Annotated in this window: 15 protein-coding genes; 5 read left to right on the forward strand and 10 right to left on the reverse strand. The window is 53.7% G+C overall.

The features are described from left to right. Positions 1-557: 557 nt before the first annotated feature. Positions 558-1,235, forward strand: a complete 678-nt coding sequence (locus M0651_RS04980) for a response regulator transcription factor (RefSeq protein WP_248550742.1) — start codon at positions 558-560, stop codon at positions 1,233-1,235. Continuing rightward, positions 1,235-2,563: a sensor histidine kinase gene (locus tag M0651_RS04985; RefSeq protein WP_248550743.1), complete on the forward strand. Its 1,329-nt coding sequence runs from the start codon at positions 1,235-1,237 to the stop codon at positions 2,561-2,563. Before M0651_RS04980 ends, M0651_RS04985 begins: the two co-directional genes overlap by 1 nt. A gap of 55 nt (positions 2,564-2,618) precedes the next feature. On the opposite strand, the gene M0651_RS04990 is transcribed toward M0651_RS04985, so the two are convergent. The 6 genes from M0651_RS04990 to M0651_RS05015 form a co-directional block, all read right to left on the reverse strand. Then, positions 2,619-2,795 (reverse strand): hypothetical protein, encoded by a 177-nt coding sequence (locus tag M0651_RS04990; protein ID WP_178022269.1) that lies wholly within the window; start codon positions 2,793-2,795, stop codon positions 2,619-2,621. Positions 2,796-2,950: 155 nt separating this feature from the next. Next, a complete protein-coding gene (locus M0651_RS04995) occupies positions 2,951-3,490 on the reverse strand; it encodes an NADPH-dependent FMN reductase (RefSeq protein ID WP_059041456.1) in 540 nt (179 codons plus the stop codon). Between the two features lie 265 nt (positions 3,491-3,755). Next, entirely contained in the window at positions 3,756-4,271 is a 516-nt protein-coding gene (locus M0651_RS05000) for a VanZ family protein (RefSeq protein WP_248550744.1), read from the reverse strand. A 41-nt stretch (positions 4,272-4,312) separates the two neighbouring features. After that, positions 4,313-5,200 carry a M15 family metallopeptidase gene (locus M0651_RS05005; RefSeq protein WP_248550745.1) on the reverse strand — a complete coding sequence of 296 codons (888 nt, stop codon included), beginning with the start codon at positions 5,198-5,200 and terminating at the stop codon, positions 4,313-4,315. A 134-nt stretch (positions 5,201-5,334) separates the two neighbouring features. Continuing rightward, positions 5,335-5,487, reverse strand: coding sequence for a hypothetical protein (locus M0651_RS05010; protein WP_248550746.1), 153 nt, complete (start codon positions 5,485-5,487; stop codon positions 5,335-5,337). A 29-nt stretch (positions 5,488-5,516) separates the two neighbouring features. Beyond that, a complete protein-coding gene (locus tag M0651_RS05015) occupies positions 5,517-5,837 on the reverse strand; it encodes a hypothetical protein (protein ID WP_248550747.1) in 321 nt (106 codons plus the stop codon). Positions 5,838-6,079: 242 nt separating this feature from the next. Between M0651_RS05015 and M0651_RS05020 the strand changes: the two genes are divergently transcribed. After that, positions 6,080-7,939: a sialate O-acetylesterase gene (locus M0651_RS05020; RefSeq protein WP_248550748.1), complete on the forward strand. Its 1,860-nt coding sequence runs from the start codon at positions 6,080-6,082 to the stop codon at positions 7,937-7,939. Between the two features lie 65 nt (positions 7,940-8,004). On the opposite strand, the gene M0651_RS05025 is transcribed toward M0651_RS05020, so the two are convergent. Continuing rightward, positions 8,005-10,377, reverse strand: a complete 2,373-nt coding sequence (locus M0651_RS05025; RefSeq protein WP_248550749.1) for a GH36-type glycosyl hydrolase domain-containing protein — start codon at positions 10,375-10,377, stop codon at positions 8,005-8,007. 168 nt (positions 10,378-10,545) lie between these two features. Further along, on the reverse strand, positions 10,546-10,938 hold the full coding sequence (locus M0651_RS05030) for a hypothetical protein (protein WP_248550750.1): 393 nt from the start codon (positions 10,936-10,938) through the stop codon (positions 10,546-10,548). Positions 10,939-11,146: 208 nt separating this feature from the next. Here M0651_RS05030 and M0651_RS05035 point away from each other — a divergent pair, with 208 nt between their 5' ends. Together M0651_RS05035 and M0651_RS05040 are read left to right on the forward strand one after the other, a co-directional pair. Beyond that, positions 11,147-11,917 carry a class I SAM-dependent methyltransferase gene (locus M0651_RS05035; protein ID WP_248550751.1) on the forward strand — a complete coding sequence of 257 codons (771 nt, stop codon included), beginning with the start codon at positions 11,147-11,149 and terminating at the stop codon, positions 11,915-11,917. Between the two features lie 132 nt (positions 11,918-12,049). After that, entirely contained in the window at positions 12,050-13,144 is a 1,095-nt protein-coding gene (locus M0651_RS05040; protein ID WP_248550752.1) for a GerAB/ArcD/ProY family transporter, read from the forward strand. Between the two features lie 5 nt (positions 13,145-13,149). Here M0651_RS05040 and M0651_RS05045 read toward each other — a convergent pair whose 3' ends face one another. Both M0651_RS05045 and M0651_RS05050 read right to left on the reverse strand, forming a co-directional pair. Next, positions 13,150-14,376 carry a Ger(x)C family spore germination protein gene (locus tag M0651_RS05045; protein WP_248550753.1) on the reverse strand — a complete coding sequence of 409 codons (1,227 nt, stop codon included), beginning with the start codon at positions 14,374-14,376 and terminating at the stop codon, positions 13,150-13,152. Next, the gene (locus tag M0651_RS05050; protein ID WP_248550930.1) at positions 14,373-15,956 is read right to left on the reverse strand and encodes a spore germination protein; all 1,584 of its coding nucleotides are present in this window, start codon (positions 15,954-15,956) and stop codon (positions 14,373-14,375) included. Before M0651_RS05050 ends, M0651_RS05045 begins: the two co-directional genes overlap by 4 nt. Between the last annotated feature and the right edge of the window lie 24 nt (positions 15,957-15,980).

Raw genomic sequence — 15,980 nt, forward strand, 5'->3', positions numbered from 1 at the left:
GCGTTAGCGAATTTGAGTTCCGGTAGAGCCGCATTAGCGTTTCTAATCAGTGTTTTTTCATGGGGGCAGTAGATCAGCACGGAGACTAACTAATGAAATGAATGTTACTCGGCAATACCTGCCACTTCGAGCTCTTTATGACCTGCCTGCACCAACTAACTTTCGTACGCCCGAGGAGTAGCACCTTCCACATAGCCCACCTCTAACGCTTGCCACACAGCTTATATCCGCCAAAATCACCGTTTTCCGATTCTAACGCTGATCACGGTGCTTATTTGCCGTTTATGGGGCTCAAATCGGGGGGTTTCTACGAAATAGCGTTGCTCACAAGCGTTAGAATTTCTAGAACGCCGAATTTGCCACAATAGTGTTCCTGATCAGCGTTAGCGCCAACAATGGCGTGTTAGCTACAGTTGATTGCTAACTAATGACATGTTACTTGGCAATACCAGCCACTTCGAGCTCCGGCTTAAGGTTGATTAAAGGTAATCCTGTTATAATGGCTACATTAGAGAAGCGAGTAACATGTAAATAACTTGCGGAGGAAGGCACCCAAGATGAGAATATTAATCGCAGAAGATGAGGTTCATTTGGCGGAAGCTCTGTCTCAGATCCTAAAGAAACACCACTATTCCGTGGACGTGGTTCACGACGGCGAGGCGGGATTGGATAACGCGATGAGCGGCATCTATGATTTGCTGCTTCTCGACGTAATGATGCCGAAGATGGACGGGTTCACCGTGCTGAAGACGCTCCGTATCGAGGGCATCTCCACGCCTGTGATCCTGCTGACCGCCAAAGGGGACATCGAGGACAAGGTGACCGGACTCGATTATGGCGCCGACGACTATATCGCCAAGCCCTTTTCGACGGAAGAACTGATGGCCCGCATCCGTGCCGCGCTCCGGCGCAAAGGCGAGGTTATCCCGGAGGACGCCCTGAAATTCGGCGACATCGAACTCAATACGACGAACCTGAAGCTCTCCTCCCAAGGGAAGGAAATCAAGCTGAACCTGAAGGAATGCGAGCTGCTGGAGCTGTTAATCACCCGCAAGCAAGCCGTAACCTCCAAGGAGCAGATCATCGAAAAGTTGTGGGGATTTGATTCCGAGGTGGAGCATAACAACGTGGAAGTATATATCTCCTTTTTGCGCAAAAAACTGACGTTCCTCCATTCCACCGTCCGGATCGGCACGATTCGAGGCGTCGGGTACGTATTAGAGGTGACATCCTAATGTTCACGAAGCTAAGGAACCGGTTTCTGATCGTCAACCTGCTGACCATCTCCATCATGATGCTGGTGGCGTTCGCCGGCATTTATATCATTACTTACCGAGACGTCCAAACCAACATCGAAATGGATTTGCGCAAGGTCATGGATTCCTATGAAAAATCCCCCGGCCACAACGAACCGCGGATGGGCAACGGCATGCCCGATCGGGGGATGAGCGGCGGCATAAGCGGGGGCATGGGCGACGGTGTGGAAGCGGGAACGCCACGCGACAACGGACCGCTGGATCGCTCCGGGGAAGCCCCGATGGACCGTTCCGTGTCGTTCATGCTGCTGAGCGATAAGAACTTCGAGCTCGTCTCCTATATGTCCAAGTTCGAGATGGACGAGACGTTCTACGAACAGGCGCTGGCAGAAGCGGCGGCCAAGCATCGCGAGACCGGGCAATTCAGCCTGGACGGCAGCCGCTGGATCTTTAACGTGCGGCCCGTCGGCAACGGGTATATGCTGGTCTTCCTGGACGTGACGGCCCGGAAGGAGATCCTGACCAACCTGATCTATACCTTCTCCGCCGTGGGGGTGGGCATGCTGATCGCCTTGTATTTTGCCAGCCGATTTTTTGCCAATCGCGCCATCGCCCCGGTCAAGGAAGCTTTCGACAAGCAAAAGCAATTTATCGCCGATGCCTCGCACGAGTTGAAGACACCATTAGCCATCATCAACACCAACGCCGATGTGCTGCTGTCCAATCCGGAGGAGACGATCTCCAGGCAGTCCAAATGGCTGCACTATATCAAGTCGGAGACGGAGCGGATGTCCAAGCTGACCCGCGACCTGCTGTACTTGACCGAAATGGACGACGCCAAAGCGACCGTCCTGTTCTCCCGGTTTGATCTGAGTGAGGCAGTGGAAAGCGTGTTGCTGACGATGGAGGCGGTCATTTTTGAAAAAGAGCTGGTCCTGAACTACGACATCGAACCTGGGCTCACCGCCTACGGCAACCCGGAGCAGATCAAGCAGGTCGTCATGATCCTGCTGGATAACGCGGCGAAATATACCAACCCTCAAGGGGAGATCGCCTTGTCGCTCAAGAAGCAGCATAACGAGGCGGTCCTGGCGCTCACCAACACCGGGGAAGGCATCCCGCCCGAACATCTGCCGCGAATCTTCGACCGCTTCTATCGGACGGATGCGTCGCGGGCGCGCAAACAAGGCGGTTATGGCCTGGGTCTGGCAATTGCGAAGTCGATCGTCGAGCAGCATAAAGGCCGAATTTATGCCAAAAGCACCTTAGGCCAATCCACCACGTTCTACGTCCATCTCTCCTCCTGACAGAAAAGAAGGCGTCCCCCGTGCCAAATCTCTTGGCGGGGACGCCTTCATCATTTTAACCGATATAACCCTTTTCTTTCATGGCCTCATACGCGGCTTTTTCGTTCTCATCCTTGACTTGATATTCTAACGTTCCATCTACGATTTTGGCGCAACGTCCGCCAAACGGCTTAAGGGATTCCTTGATTTCCTTAAGATCTGCGGTCCCCTTCAAGGGATAATTGACTTTCATACGTCATCCACCTCCTAAGCTACAATTAGCAAAAGCGGCAACCTAGCCGATATGACAAACGTCACATCAAAAACGACGCCCTTCCGGCAATCATGCAAAAAACCCCTGCACCATAGATATAGGTGCAGGGGTGATATAGAAGATCGGGACGGATCTTAGCGAAGCGTCTTCAGCGCGCCGCTCCAAGCCAATACTTGGTCCAGCATGTCGTTCAAGTTCGTTTGATGCAGATCAGCCGGCTTGAAGACACTGTAGTTCTCGAAGTCGGTGAACAACGACAGCGCTACATGCACACGCACGTCGGCAACCATCAGCTCGCCCAGGATCCCGCGCAGATGCTCAGCGGCACGAGCGCCGCCCACGGAGCCGTAGCTGACGATCCCAGCTGCTTTGTTGTTCCAAGCTTCACGCGCATAGTCAAGCGCGTTCTTCAAGGCGCCGGTGATGCTGTGGTTGTATTCTTGCACGATAAATACGAAGCCGTCCAAGCCGTTCAGCTTGTTATTCCAAGCGGCTGCTTGCTCGCTTGCGTCGGCTTCGCCGAGCAGCGGCAGTTTGAAATCAGCGATGTCGATGATTTCATAGTTTGCGTCGCCGCGAGCGTCCGCATGTTTCTTCACCCATTCGCCCACCTGCGGGCTAACGCGACCTTCGCGTGTGCTTCCCAAGATAATCCCAATATTCAATTTAGACATGGTATTTTCCTCCTCAATTGGTTTCGATAATCTACCTAACAATTTGCCCCAAAAACTCATATGTCACACCACCAAGCCTCATTCCCGAACTTCTCCAATGTCTTAAATTTGGATTGCTCGAACTAGAGATAATGATATCCGCATAGGTTCCTTTTGTCAAGTAGCTTACAAAAAGTTTGTAAACATGTCCCTCAGCTCACAAGTAAAGGCTGCCGGTTCCGGCAGCCCTCAGGATGAAGCGATATCCCCGCTCTGTATTCAATATTCAACTCTCCCCTGTCTGCACTACGGCTTGCGCCTCGCGCGCCGCGGACAGGACGACATACAGGAAGTAGCCCAACAGCGCCCCGCCCGTATTCAAGAGCAAGTCATCCACATCAAATTGGCCGATCGCCAGCAGCAACTGCGCGCCTTCCAAACTCAAACTGACCACAAGCGCATAAAGGATTGTCTCGATTCCCGAAATTCCTTTCTTCTGGAACATAATCCCCAGCAATATTCCGAACGGGATAAAGATCGCCACGTTGCCGAAGACGTTAACCAAGTCATGCGGCGTCATGACCTCCAGGCTCCGGGTAATTTCCTTCAGCGGAGTCAGATTGCCTTCCTGCAATCTCCTGAAGACCATCCCCGGGTGATGCAAGCTGTATTGCAATTGTCCCCAGAGAAACCCCAGGCCGATATCGTGGAACTTGAACAGGATGATTTTCACCAAGAGACTGAGATATAAGCCAAACAACACCCGAACACTTGCGTATTTCAGCCAACTTTCCGTTCGCATTCTTTTCCCTCACTTTCATGATGTCAAGTCTTGCCGCCTGTCTATTCGCGCACCGTCACAATAATTCCATCCATGTTGTTGCCGGAAATTTCGTATTTCCCATGCGCCGGCACTTGAAGAGTCTGATCTTCCGACACCGGATAATAGAACACATGATAGTTATGACCCTGCACCGTTAAGCTCACCGACTTATGTTCTTTCAAATAATCCATGTATTGCTCCAGCACGAGCCCATTCTCGTGAATAATTGCGCTATGCGGCAGGCCGACATACCGGAAATGCCAGGGTTCAAACTGAATGCCCGTAATGGCCGTCTTGTCGTCTGGATACCGTAGAATAAACCCATATTTCCAAGCATTCTCCTTCAACCATTGGCCTTCAGGAGCAACGTTCATCTCCGCTTGAGAGGATCCGATGTCCAGCGACAAGCCGAGGTTATGCTCACTGTATCCGGCGGGCAGAGCCAGCCTTGAGCCCATCTGACGATAGAGCTCGTCCTGCTTCTGCTCGTCACGGTACCCGCTGCTGATCAGAAAGTGATCAATCCCTTCCTCTCCCGCCGCCTGAACCATCGTTGCAAACCGGTCCGCCATCCGCGGTGACAACAACACTTTATTATCCAACACGCCAAACCCGTCAATCAGTTCAGCGTTCCGAATCAGACTGACCGCCTCCGATTCAGGATGCAACCCCTTCGGGACAGGATGGTCTTTGTTCACCAGCAGCAAATCGCCTTGATAAACCATCTCTTTGGTAACATCAACTGTTAATCCCTCTACGGCCGAGTGCGAATCCGGAACGTTATAGGGTTCATCGATCTGTAATGGCGACGCCAAGTCCTGCGGCGTCCGGGCCATACTCGCTTTAAATTTCGTAACCCCAAATCCCAGCAGCACCAGGACCATGAGGCATATCATCCATTTTTTCACGTTTGTTTCCTCCTAGCTTTTGTTCCTCTTTAGCATAGGTCACATTATTTAAGAAGAAGGGGGGCAAAAAATAAAGTTTTTCTTAAATCGGAACCGGAAACAACAAAGGCACCCTTTTTAGGGTACCTTTGTTATTAGGCTTTTTTCTTTTTCCAAGGCTTCCAGACGGAGATCACGACGATAAAAACGGTAACGGCAATTTGATACCAAACGAAGACCTGCCTGATTTCATGATTTTGCAGAAAGCCCGGATCGCTTAACGCCAATGCCCCTTGCGTCTCCAGCATCCTCATATTGGCCACCATCAGCTTATCGACTACAAAGATGCCGATGATCGTTTCGTTTGCACGAGATACAGCACGAACTTAACGCCAACCCAGCGGTGTTTAAAAAATCCCCAATTCGTGAAAAAGCCATAGACGAACCCTACGAGCAGGGTAACGATCGCGCCGTACCGGACGACATGATCGCTGATGAGAATCAAGCCCTTGTAGGCTAAATACGATTCATTGTAATTCTGCAAATCGATTTGCAGATTAAGCGCCGTCGAACTAAGGATTCCGCCAAAAAACATGACGACCAGCAGCAGATGGATGATTTTCAGCCATTTCAGGGCTTTAGGTCCTATTTCTTTCATCTTAGAACTCCTTTTAAAATGATGGTCCCCAGCATCATAACAGACGAATGTTGTGAACTTGTAACGAAGCTTTACGGTTTGCATGAAATCGCAGCAGGTTAGTTTCAGGCCTTGCCGGAGAGATGCGGGAGGACGCCAACCTAAGATTTCGGAGGAAAGGGCTTTCATAAGCAGCTAGTCCGGACGGGCGCTCACTAGGTATGATATAAAGGTGAGAATTGACGATAAGGGGATGAACGCCCATGAAACTATCCGGTATTTTTAGCGACGGCATGGTCTTGCAGCGAAATGCCCAGGTTATTCTGCGGGGACAATGCAGCGTCGGCGGTCAGACGGTACAGGTCGTTTTCCGCGAGGTAATCACCTGCACCGATGCAGATCCCAGCGGTAACTGGGAGGTGCAGCTCGAAGAACTTGCCCCAGGCGGACCTGATGAGCTCGTGATCACCGCTGGCGAGGAGAAGCTCGTCCTTCGCGATGTGCTGGTTGGGGACGTTTGGGTGCTGGCGGGCCAATCCAATATGGAGTTACCCGTGCGACGAACGCTGGATCGGCTCGCAGAGGAAGTCCGGGGCCTGGATTTGCCGATGATCCGCCAGTTTGTGGTGCCGCAAAGCTATGACTTTCACGGTCCGCGGGAGAATCTGGATAGCGGTGCATGGGTACCGGCAACTCCGGAGGGACTGCTCGGGTTTAGCGCGGCTGGTTTCTTCTTTGCCAAAAAGATCTACGAACGCTACGGCGTGCCGATCGGTCTCATTCAAACAGCGGTAGGCGGCACGCCGATCGAAGCATGGATATCGGAGCCGACCCTACGGCGGATCGGCGGCTATGAGGCGACGCTGGAGCAATGCAAAGACGACGCCTATGTCCAGTCGACGAAACAGCGGGACGAGGATCGAAACGGGCAGTGGTACGCCAGGTTAAACGAGGCGGACACGGGTCTGCGCGAGGGATGGCATCAGGCGGAAGGGGAAGCTGCCGGTTGGAGCGAGTTCGAGGTACCGGGTTCTTGGGCGGGCAGCGAGCTGGAGTCCCTACGTGGGGCGGTCTGGTTCCGTAAGGAAATCGATGTGCCGGTGAAGATGACGGTAGGCGAAGTGCAGCTTGCGCTTGGCACCATCGTGGATGCGGACGATACGTACGTAAACGGGGTGCTCGTTGGGAACACGGGGTACATGTACCCGCCGAGACGGTATACCGTGCCGCAGGGCGTCTTGAAACCGGGGAAAAACACCCTTGCCGTAAGAGTCATCACAACGCATAACACGGGGTCATTCGTCCGCGATATGCCCTACAAACTCAAAGCCGGCGGCCAAGAGCTGGACCTGCGCGGACCATGGAAATACCGTGTAGGTGCAGTAACAGAAGCGCTGGAGCCGCAGACGTTCTTCCACTACATGCCGGCCGGCAACTTTAACGGCATGATCGCGCCGCTGCGGCGATTCCCCATCGCCGGGGTGTTGTGGTATCAAGGCGAGTCCAACACGGGCCAGCCTGCGGGTTACGCTGATCGGTTTCAGGCCATGATACAGGACTGGCGCGAGACCTGGGGGATCGGTGAATTTCCGGTGATCGCAGTCCAGCTGGCCAACTTCGGCCCCGAAGGTGAGCAGTACACGGACTGGGCGGAACTGCGGGAGGAGCAGCGCAAAGGCTTGGCCGTTCCCCGCTCCGCGCTGGCTACGGCGATCGACCTCGGCGAATACAACGACCTGCACCCGCAGGACAAGAAGACGCTCGGTGAGCGGCTGGCCTTATCCGCTCGCCGGCTTGCCTACGGGGAAACGGAGCTCGTAGCCAGCGGGCCGATGTTCGCGCGGATGGAGCGTCAGGGAGATGCGCTGCGGCTGCATTTCACCGAAGTCGGCGGCGGATTGACCACACGAGATGGGAACGCATTGCAGGGGTTCAGCGTCTACGGACCCGACGGGACGTTCGTACCGGCGCAGGCCTTCATCGACGGCGATACCGTGGTCGTACGACAGGAGCAGCTCAATCCGCCGGTCCATGTGCGGTACGCCTGGAGCAACAACCCGGCCAAAGCGAACTTATACAACCGCGAGGGGTTGGCTGCACTCCCATTCACAACCGAAGCATGAAAAAAAGCGCAAGTGCGAGGGAACCATTCCCTTGCACTTGCGCTTTTTGTTGTTTCGGATCGCGATTAAACCCCGACCCGGAGCTTCACTTGCACGCGGTAGGTTTGGCCCGGCTGCATATTCCGCAGCACGCCATCCGGCAGCAATTCGCCTTCCGCGTACACTTCCGTCTGCGATACGGCTGCATCGCGCAGGATCTCGACATGCAGCGTAGCACCCCGGAATTCGCGCGTGACCGTCGCCTCGTTCCAATGGCTCGGCAGCTGCGGATTCACGCGGATGCCGTCCTTCGTGCCCTGCACGCCAAACAGTCCGTCGATCAGGCAACGATAAACCCATGGCACCGTCCCTGTGTTGAACAGGTGGCTGGAACGCCCTGCCGTACGCGGGAACTGGCGATAAGCGCCCCGGTAGTAGTTCGGGATGAACACGGGCAATTGTCCCCGTTGCACGATGTCCTCTACATCTGGGCCGGGCAGCATTTTGCGCAGCAGTCGGAACGCATCCTCTTGCTCACCCACGGCGTAGAGTGCGTAGATGTAGAAAGCGGCGGCATGATTGTACACCGCGCCATTCTCCGCCGAACCCGGGTGCTTCTGCGTCACCCGGCCGACGTCTTCGCGCATCGCCGTATAAGAAGGGGCGAGCTTCTCAACTCCATATGGCGTCTCCAACTGCTCGCGCACCGCCTGCATCAGCTTCTCGCGTTTCTCGTCATCGGCCGCGCCGCTCAGCATCGACCAACCCTGCGGGTTGATAAAGATCCGACCCTCTTGGTCCTTGCTGACCCCAAACACGATGTTATCGTCCGTGATGCCCCGCGCATACCACTCGCCGTCCCACAGGTAACGGTTAACTGCAGCGTTTGTCTCCTCGGCAGACGCACGGTATTCCCGCGCAACCTCCGGTCGCCCGCTGTTGTCGCATATATCAGCCCACACCTGGAACGCGTAGGCCGTGGCGATGGTCAACCAACCGGACACGCCTTTCCCTTTGTAACCGACCATGTTCATCGGGTCGCACCAGTCACCCTGGTTAATGTAGTTCAGCCCGCGCTCATCCCGATCGTTCATCAGCCAGCGCATGGCCTTGTCAATGTGAACATAAACGGGCTCGGCCTGCTTACTGTCAGCATAAGCCACCTTCTCCTCCAGAATGGAGTAGTCTCCCGTTTCGTCCAAATACGTGCTCAGGCAAATCGGCAGCCAGACGCAATGGTCCGTATGCGGCACCTGGTTGATGTATTTCAACTCGGCGTCCGGATGCAGCACAATGCCGTCCGGCATAGCGCCGTTCGCCTTTTGCTGACTGAGCGCCGTCAGGAACGAAGCCCTCGCTACCTGCGGCTTGAGATAACTCATGCCCATGTGATCCTGCAAATAATTGCGGGTTTGTGGATCGGTGGTCAGACGGTTCGTTTGCCCGTGGTAATAAATCTGCCGCGGCAGCCAGCGATTGACGAACAGATCGAGATCCTTGTCCGGCGTAGAGATTGTCATGCAACCTCGGCCTTCCCGGATATACCGATCGTATTCGCGTTCTGCCGCTGCGAACCCATCTTCTCCCGACCCGAAATACGTCTCCCGGATCTGCGCAATTTCCCGCTCATCCCGGGCTGGTCCAAACAGGAAGCGGTATTCCCGAGCTTCGCCCGCCGCCAGCTCCATCCGGTATTGCATGGCCGCGACCGGTGTTTCGTACCGCGCGTCTCCTTTCGCCAGCTCGGTTTGCTCCAAAGCAGACGGACAGGTAATCCCGCCTTCCCCCTCGAATGCCTCTTGGTTGACCTCCCATGAAGTTGGAGCTTGCTCAGCGATCAAGAAGGTTTTGTCGCGGAAATTTTTGATTTTATCATAGTCCTGATATTTCTGATATGGCGTTACCGATGAGCAGACAATCGCCTGCAAGTCCTCAAGGTATTCGCCGGATTGGTTCATCCAAGACATATATCCCACGGTAAAGTAAGGATAGACACTCAGCTTTCGCTTCTGCTGCGACACGTTCGTCACTTTGACACGCCAGAGCTCCAGAGGATCTTCCTTCGGTAAGCTTAGGCTCATTTCGATCAACACACCCTGATGCTCCACCTTCCAGACGATCCGGCTCTGGCCGAGCGCAAAAGAGTAGCTGTCGGTCTTTACCCGCACGGGTTCGTACGGTGCCGAAAACACACTTTCGTTCTCCTCGTCCTTCACAAACACGAAACGGCCCGGGTGATGTGCGTAGTACGGCTGTTCCGGCTGCATGAACGTCTTCGCTTCCAGATTCGGCGCATGCGAATATTTCGCCGGTTCCGGCTGCATAAACTGAGCGACCGCATATCCGCGACAATTCATGTGGACCATCATCATTTCGTTCCATAGGAATCCCGACGCCTTGGGCAGGAGTGTAGGGCTCAGCAACTCGTAGAAATCCTGGTCCTCCGTGGCTCTGAACATGGTTCAACCTCTTTTCCGCATAATCTTGTCTACTTGTCTACAACTAAGTCCATTATACAACGGAAAGCCCATTTTTGAAGCGTTTTCTATCCCTTGTCGCATAAAAAAAGAGCCAATTTTCGCCAGAACGAAATTGACTCTAATCGCCGTATGACCACACAAGCTTCTTTAGATAAACAGAAACGGAATCAGGAACAGTAAAGCGAGCGCCGCCCAATCAAATGCATAGGCGCCGTAACCATAACCCGGATATCCTCCGTAGCCCGGATAGCCCGGCCCGTAACCCAACGCCTTCGTTTGAGCTTGCTCATCGGCTTTGATGACGGCCTTATTGGCGCCTTTGGTTTTGGATTTCAGCTGCTGCAGCTGCTTCTTGGCTTTGGCGGACTGGGTGGAGAGAACATTGGCTTCCGAAGTGTAACCCCCATTCAGTTGGATCCCGTTCTCGTTCACGTCCGTGATCGTGCCGATATAATAACGGCCGTCTCGAAGGATCGCGCAAACGGTTTTGCCGACGTGCGGTTTACAGGCGTCGACGCCAAGCGGATAAATCTGCTGCATGGACTCGTGCCTCCCCTCTCGAATGCTCATTTATCCTATTCGTCGCCGGGAGATTTGCACAGGGCGAATGTCCCGGTCCTTGAAATAAAATCAATCGCTAGAACCTCCCTCCCGGGGTGCTCGCCCATCTTAATCGCGCCGGAGACGCGGCGGCATATTCTGCTGTGAGAGGAGTGGCGGAGCTTTATAAAGGAGGGGCAACAAAGGGATGAATTATCACGAAATCATCGCCGCCGTCGGGGAAGGTTCGGCGCATCCGGGGGGCTACCAGGGTACCGTTGATTTTATTCAGTCTGTCGGTATCTCACCAGGAATGCGAGTGCTGGAGGTCGGATGCGGAACAGGCAGAACGGCCTGCCTGCTGGCTCAGTTAGGGGCGCAGGTCACGGCCATAGATCAAAGCGTCGTCATGCTGGAGAAAGCCGCGCATCGGGCGCAGCAACAACAATTGCAAATCGAATGGATTCAAGGGGATATTACCGCGATCCCGCTGCGATCAGACACCTATGATGCAGTGATCGCCGAGTCGGTGACGGTGTTTGCCGCCGACCCGGTGAAGGCCTTCCGGGAATACCACCGCATCCTGCGCAAGGGAGGGCAGGCATGGGACCGCGAGCTGTTTCGGGTACAGCCCCATCCGGCGCTGGAGAGGGAGATGCGCGAGCTGTACGGCAATCCGCATTTACCTGACGCTGCCGCATGGATACGGATGATGCAGGATGCCGGCTTCCGGAGCGTCCGACAATGGGAGCCTGCTATTCGAGTTGATGAGAGCGAGAAACCTAACCCGAACCCGAGCCAAAATCAGAGCAGGAATTCGTCGTTCGACTGGCAGAACGCCTGGGACCCGCACCGCATCCTCGATCTGGAGGTGCTGCAGGATCCCGCCGTCCGGACGTTTTTTAAAGAGAACGAGACTTTCCTCAAGCGTTACCGGAACCATCTGTCGCACGGCGTGTTTATAGCGGAGAAGGTCTAGGATACCGTGAATTGTCTTCGAACTAAAACTCGAGGGAAGTCGTAAGCTTTTCGGGTTTGTGCCCTATCCCCGATGGTTACAATGAGTAGCATCTATTTTCTTGTGTTATGGCTACTTAGGGGGAGCGGGGATATGGACTTTAAAATTTCCGGTTATCAATTGTTTGCAATGACCTTTATCTTTCAACTGGGAACGACCATCATTTACGGGTTTGGCGGTTTGGCCGGACATGACGCATGGATAGGGAGTCTGTCCGCCCTACTTCCCGGCCTATGCATAATTTCTGTATTTACCGCCTTAAGGCGCATGAACCCGGGGCTAACCCTGATAGAATGGTTTCCCGCCCAATTGGGACGCTGGATCGGAACGCCTATCGCTTTTTTGTACCCAATCTTATACTTGTACCTTACCGGGCGTATTATTGCCGACATCAGAGATATGGTTTCGACCACCATCCTTCCCGGGACACCTTTGATCGTGATCACGGGAGTATTTGCCTTTATCGTGGCGTACTGCTGTTATGGCGGTATCGAGCTCGTAGCGCGAATGGGCGAATTGATTCTCCCCGTCGTTGTCCTTATGTTCCTAACGGAAACGGTCCTGCTCGTCGGCTCGGGCGTATTGCACCTCCATCATGTCCAACCTGTTCTGGATAAGGGATGGGAGCCGATCTGGAAGGTCGTTTATCCCGGCGGAATAACCCAGACGTACGGCGAAACGATCACGCTCGCCATGTTCTGGCCGGACGTTAAAAACCAGGGGAAGATCACGAGAATTACGATGTTTGCCACCTTGCTATCCGGGCTCATTATTACCTCTTTCGACTTCCTGGCTGTTTTAGTTTACGGCGACTTGTATTCACGTTTCCTCTATCCGCTTTATACTTTGCTGAGCGTAATCAGCGTCGGTAATTTCATCGAAAATCTGCAGATGTTCGGGGTGCTGTACTTTTTTGCGACGGCCTTGTTAAAAAGCGTGCTCAACATGCTCACCGCACTCCAAGGTATTCAGCAACTCACGAAGGCGAAGGACTACCGCATCATGATCATTCCGGCTACCATCGTCGTCTTGGTCCTGGGGTTAACCATGTCGGGGAATATTGCCGAGCACGTTTATCTCCATCATATTAAATTCCTGGTTCCTTATATTTGGATGCCGATGGTTATCGTCTTGCCGATCGTCCTGCTTCTCGTGACTTGGATCCGGACCGCTTTGCGCAAACCATAAGCGGTTCACTTTTGGATGCTGTCCTCCTTCAAATGCAGCGAAGGACCCGTAACGCCAATCCGCCGGATTGATAAATTCGCTTTGACGGTAACCTCAGCCTTTCGAAACTCCTGATTCCAGTCATCCTTTAGGGAGTTCCAACGGGAGTGGTGCTTTCGGTGAATCGTTTCCCCGAATTCGAACACGTCGGATCCGAATTCTCGTTGCACTTTCCTAATCGTTTGCTGAACGCTTGCCTCGACTTGTTTTTCCAACAATTCCTTGATGAAGGCGAGATTATGCGTTTGCGTAAGATCTAGGTTCGAGTTGTTTTCGCGAATCATCCCCTGCCCGGACAGGGTGACATGAAATTTGATGTTATCGCCTTGAAATATCGGTTGGACCTTGCTGTTTAGCTTGTTCATATCGAAGCTGATTCTCCCCTTATCTTGCGGAATGTCGGCCGTAACGATCAGCTTCCCCAACTCTCCCTTAACCCATCGCAGCAATCTGCCTTCGCGGGTATCGATGTATCCCAGCAATTTTAGATCATTATCGAAAATCGAGGTCCCGTTAATACGAAAACCTTTCATACGAGCGGAACCATCCTGATCTTCCTCCTGTTTATCGGATTCGAAACCGATCGCAATGACCGGCAAAGCCGGGCAATTTCCGTCACTGGTCGCAGAGATCATCAGGTTGATCAGGCCCATTTCCTTGAGCGCTCCAATCTGGTTATATTCTTTCAGGGCGGCAAGACCCGGGATGTCCTCCAACGGATAAGCGACTTTCAGAAACTCATTCGCCGTACCTCCTTTCATGATAAAGACATCGCTGCGCAGCTTAAGGGTCGGATCGCGGCTATACGTATCTAGCACCTCTTTGAGACCTCTCCTGGCCAGGGCCTCCCCAATGACGATCACGCGACGGTGGGCGCGAAACATTTGCCGAGATAGTTTGGTTTGCATTTGTTGCACCGCATCCAGCGTGTCTTTACCGATTCCGGCAACAACGAAATACGGTTTTTCCTGACTGCCGCCTCCCCCGCCGCCGGCACTTCCCTGCGCGCTGCCGATCCGAAAAGGAACGATCACCTGGGCACTAACCATCACACCCTGATCCTTCGCGGCGTCGATTCCCCAGGCGAGCTCAAGAGCCAGATCATTAACCTCTGAGCTATCCCAACAACCCGCCGTCAGAAGCAAAGGTACTATGGCAAACAGGATCAGACCACTTTTCCTTAAACTTGTCATTCGTTTTTCTCTCCTCGTTTCGGTCCGGGCTGTTGACCTTCCGGCACTCGGTGTTTGTTCGATCCGGTGGAGAGCACGGGACGTTGGTGCATGCTCCACCTTGGCGCGCGTATCCATACATCCTTTATGTTCTCTGGAAATTGCGGCGAAATCGGAGTCATGTACGGAATTCCAAACGAACGAAGGCCCAGAAGATGGATAACGATGAGAAAGATACCCGCGATGACACCGTACAGACCCAAGGTTCCAGCTAAAATCAACATGGGAAAACGCAGCAGCCGGAACGCCGTCCCGAGATTGTATCGCGGAATCGCAAACGAAGCGATACCCGTCGTGGCCACTATAATGACGACCGAAGCGGAGACGATACCGGCTTGAACGGCCGCTTGTCCAATGACAAGCGCGCCGACGATGCTAACCGCCGATCCAATCGGCTTTGGCAGACGTATACCTGCTTCGCGCAGACCTTCAAACATAAATTCCATCAGTAACGTCTCGATGACAGTTGGAAGCGGAACCCCTTCCCTGGCGGCGGCGACGCTTATCAATAAATTCGTTGGAACCAATTGTTGATGGAAGGTGGTCAGCGAGACGAACAGCGATGGAAGCAGCAGGGAAATGTTCAACAAAGCAAATCGAATGAGACGAATAAACGACGTATAGATGAAACGCTCATAATAGTCCTCTACAGCCTGCAGTCCGGCCCAAAAAGTCATCGGGGCAATCAGGACGAACGGCGTATTGTCGACGAAGATGGCGATTTTTCCCTCCAGCAGGCTGGAACAGACGACGTCGGGTCGCTCCGTATTTTGAATTTGGGGAAAAGGAGACCAGGGCACGTCTTCGATGAATTCTTCGATATACCCTGATTCCAACACCCCGTCAATTTCGATACGGTGCAGTCGCTGGCGGACTTCCTTCAATACCGATTCCGAGGCAATTCCCTCAAGATAAGCAATGACGATTTCGGTCTTCGAGTACTGGCCGAGGGTGAGTGACTCCATCTTGAGCTTCTCGCTGCGAATCCGTCGGCGAATCAGACTGGTATTCGTTCGCAAGGCTTCCGTGAATCCATCCCTCGGTCCGCGGACCGACAACTCGGCGCTGGGTTCTTCAATGGCCCGCTTTTCATAACCCTGCAGACCCACCAGCAACGCCTGAGTCTCCCCATCGATTAACATGGCCAGATCGCCTTTCAGAACGCTCTCCACGATGTCACCGATCTGCTGGGCCGGCTTGACCTGGGCCACGGCGACAAGCCGTTTGATCAATAAGTCACCTATCGATCCAGATCCGCCATTCTCTGCATCCCCCGGCAAGCCCTCAAACATCATCGGTTGCAACACAACTTGGTCCAGCATGTCCGCGTTGACCAGCCCATCTACATACACCAATAGAAGGCGAGTTTGTCCCGAAATCGTGACCGAACGAAAGAGAATGTCGGAACTATTGGAGAAGATTTGCTTAAGCATCCGTTCGTTACGCGAAAGTGCAACATCGACTTCCCTCGCCTGATCGCTCCGGTCCGGAGCGGCCGGATTTGTTCTCGGAACCCCTTTGTGATTCGATTTATACCGCATCGGAATCTTCATCTCCGCGCCCCT

The organism is Paenibacillus mellifer (genome assembly GCF_023195895.1).
Classification (GTDB): Bacteria; Bacillota; Bacilli; order Paenibacillales; family Paenibacillaceae; genus Fontibacillus; species Fontibacillus mellifer.

Bases quoted from the DNA above. Each gene is read 5' to 3' on its own strand.
- M0651_RS04980 (WP_248550742.1), top strand. From the start codon at position 558: ATGAGAATATTAATCGCAGAAGATGAGGTTCATTTGGCGGAAGCTCTG.
- M0651_RS04985 (WP_248550743.1), top strand. From the start codon at position 1,235: ATGTTCACGAAGCTAAGGAACCGGTTTCTGATCGTCAACCTGCTGACC.
- M0651_RS04990 (WP_178022269.1), bottom strand. From the start codon at position 2,795: ATGAAAGTCAATTATCCCTTGAAGGGGACCGCAGATCTTAAGGAAATC.
- M0651_RS04995 (WP_059041456.1), bottom strand. From the start codon at position 3,490: ATGTCTAAATTGAATATTGGGATTATCTTGGGAAGCACACGCGAAGGT.
- M0651_RS05000 (WP_248550744.1), bottom strand. From the start codon at position 4,271: ATGCGAACGGAAAGTTGGCTGAAATACGCAAGTGTTCGGGTGTTGTTT.
- M0651_RS05010 (WP_248550746.1), bottom strand. From the start codon at position 5,487: ATGCTGGAGACGCAAGGGGCATTGGCGTTAAGCGATCCGGGCTTTCTG.
- M0651_RS05015 (WP_248550747.1), bottom strand. From the start codon at position 5,837: ATGAAAGAAATAGGACCTAAAGCCCTGAAATGGCTGAAAATCATCCAT.
- M0651_RS05020 (WP_248550748.1), top strand. From the start codon at position 6,080: ATGAAACTATCCGGTATTTTTAGCGACGGCATGGTCTTGCAGCGAAAT.
- M0651_RS05025 (WP_248550749.1), bottom strand. From the start codon at position 10,377: ATGTTCAGAGCCACGGAGGACCAGGATTTCTACGAGTTGCTGAGCCCT.
- M0651_RS05030 (WP_248550750.1), bottom strand. From the start codon at position 10,938: ATGCAGCAGATTTATCCGCTTGGCGTCGACGCCTGTAAACCGCACGTC.
- M0651_RS05035 (WP_248550751.1), top strand. From the start codon at position 11,147: ATGAATTATCACGAAATCATCGCCGCCGTCGGGGAAGGTTCGGCGCAT.
- M0651_RS05040 (WP_248550752.1), top strand. From the start codon at position 12,050: ATGGACTTTAAAATTTCCGGTTATCAATTGTTTGCAATGACCTTTATC.
- M0651_RS05045 (WP_248550753.1), bottom strand. From the start codon at position 14,376: ATGACAAGTTTAAGGAAAAGTGGTCTGATCCTGTTTGCCATAGTACCT.
- M0651_RS05050 (WP_248550930.1), bottom strand. From the start codon at position 15,956: ATGCGGTATAAATCGAATCACAAAGGGGTTCCGAGAACAAATCCGGCC.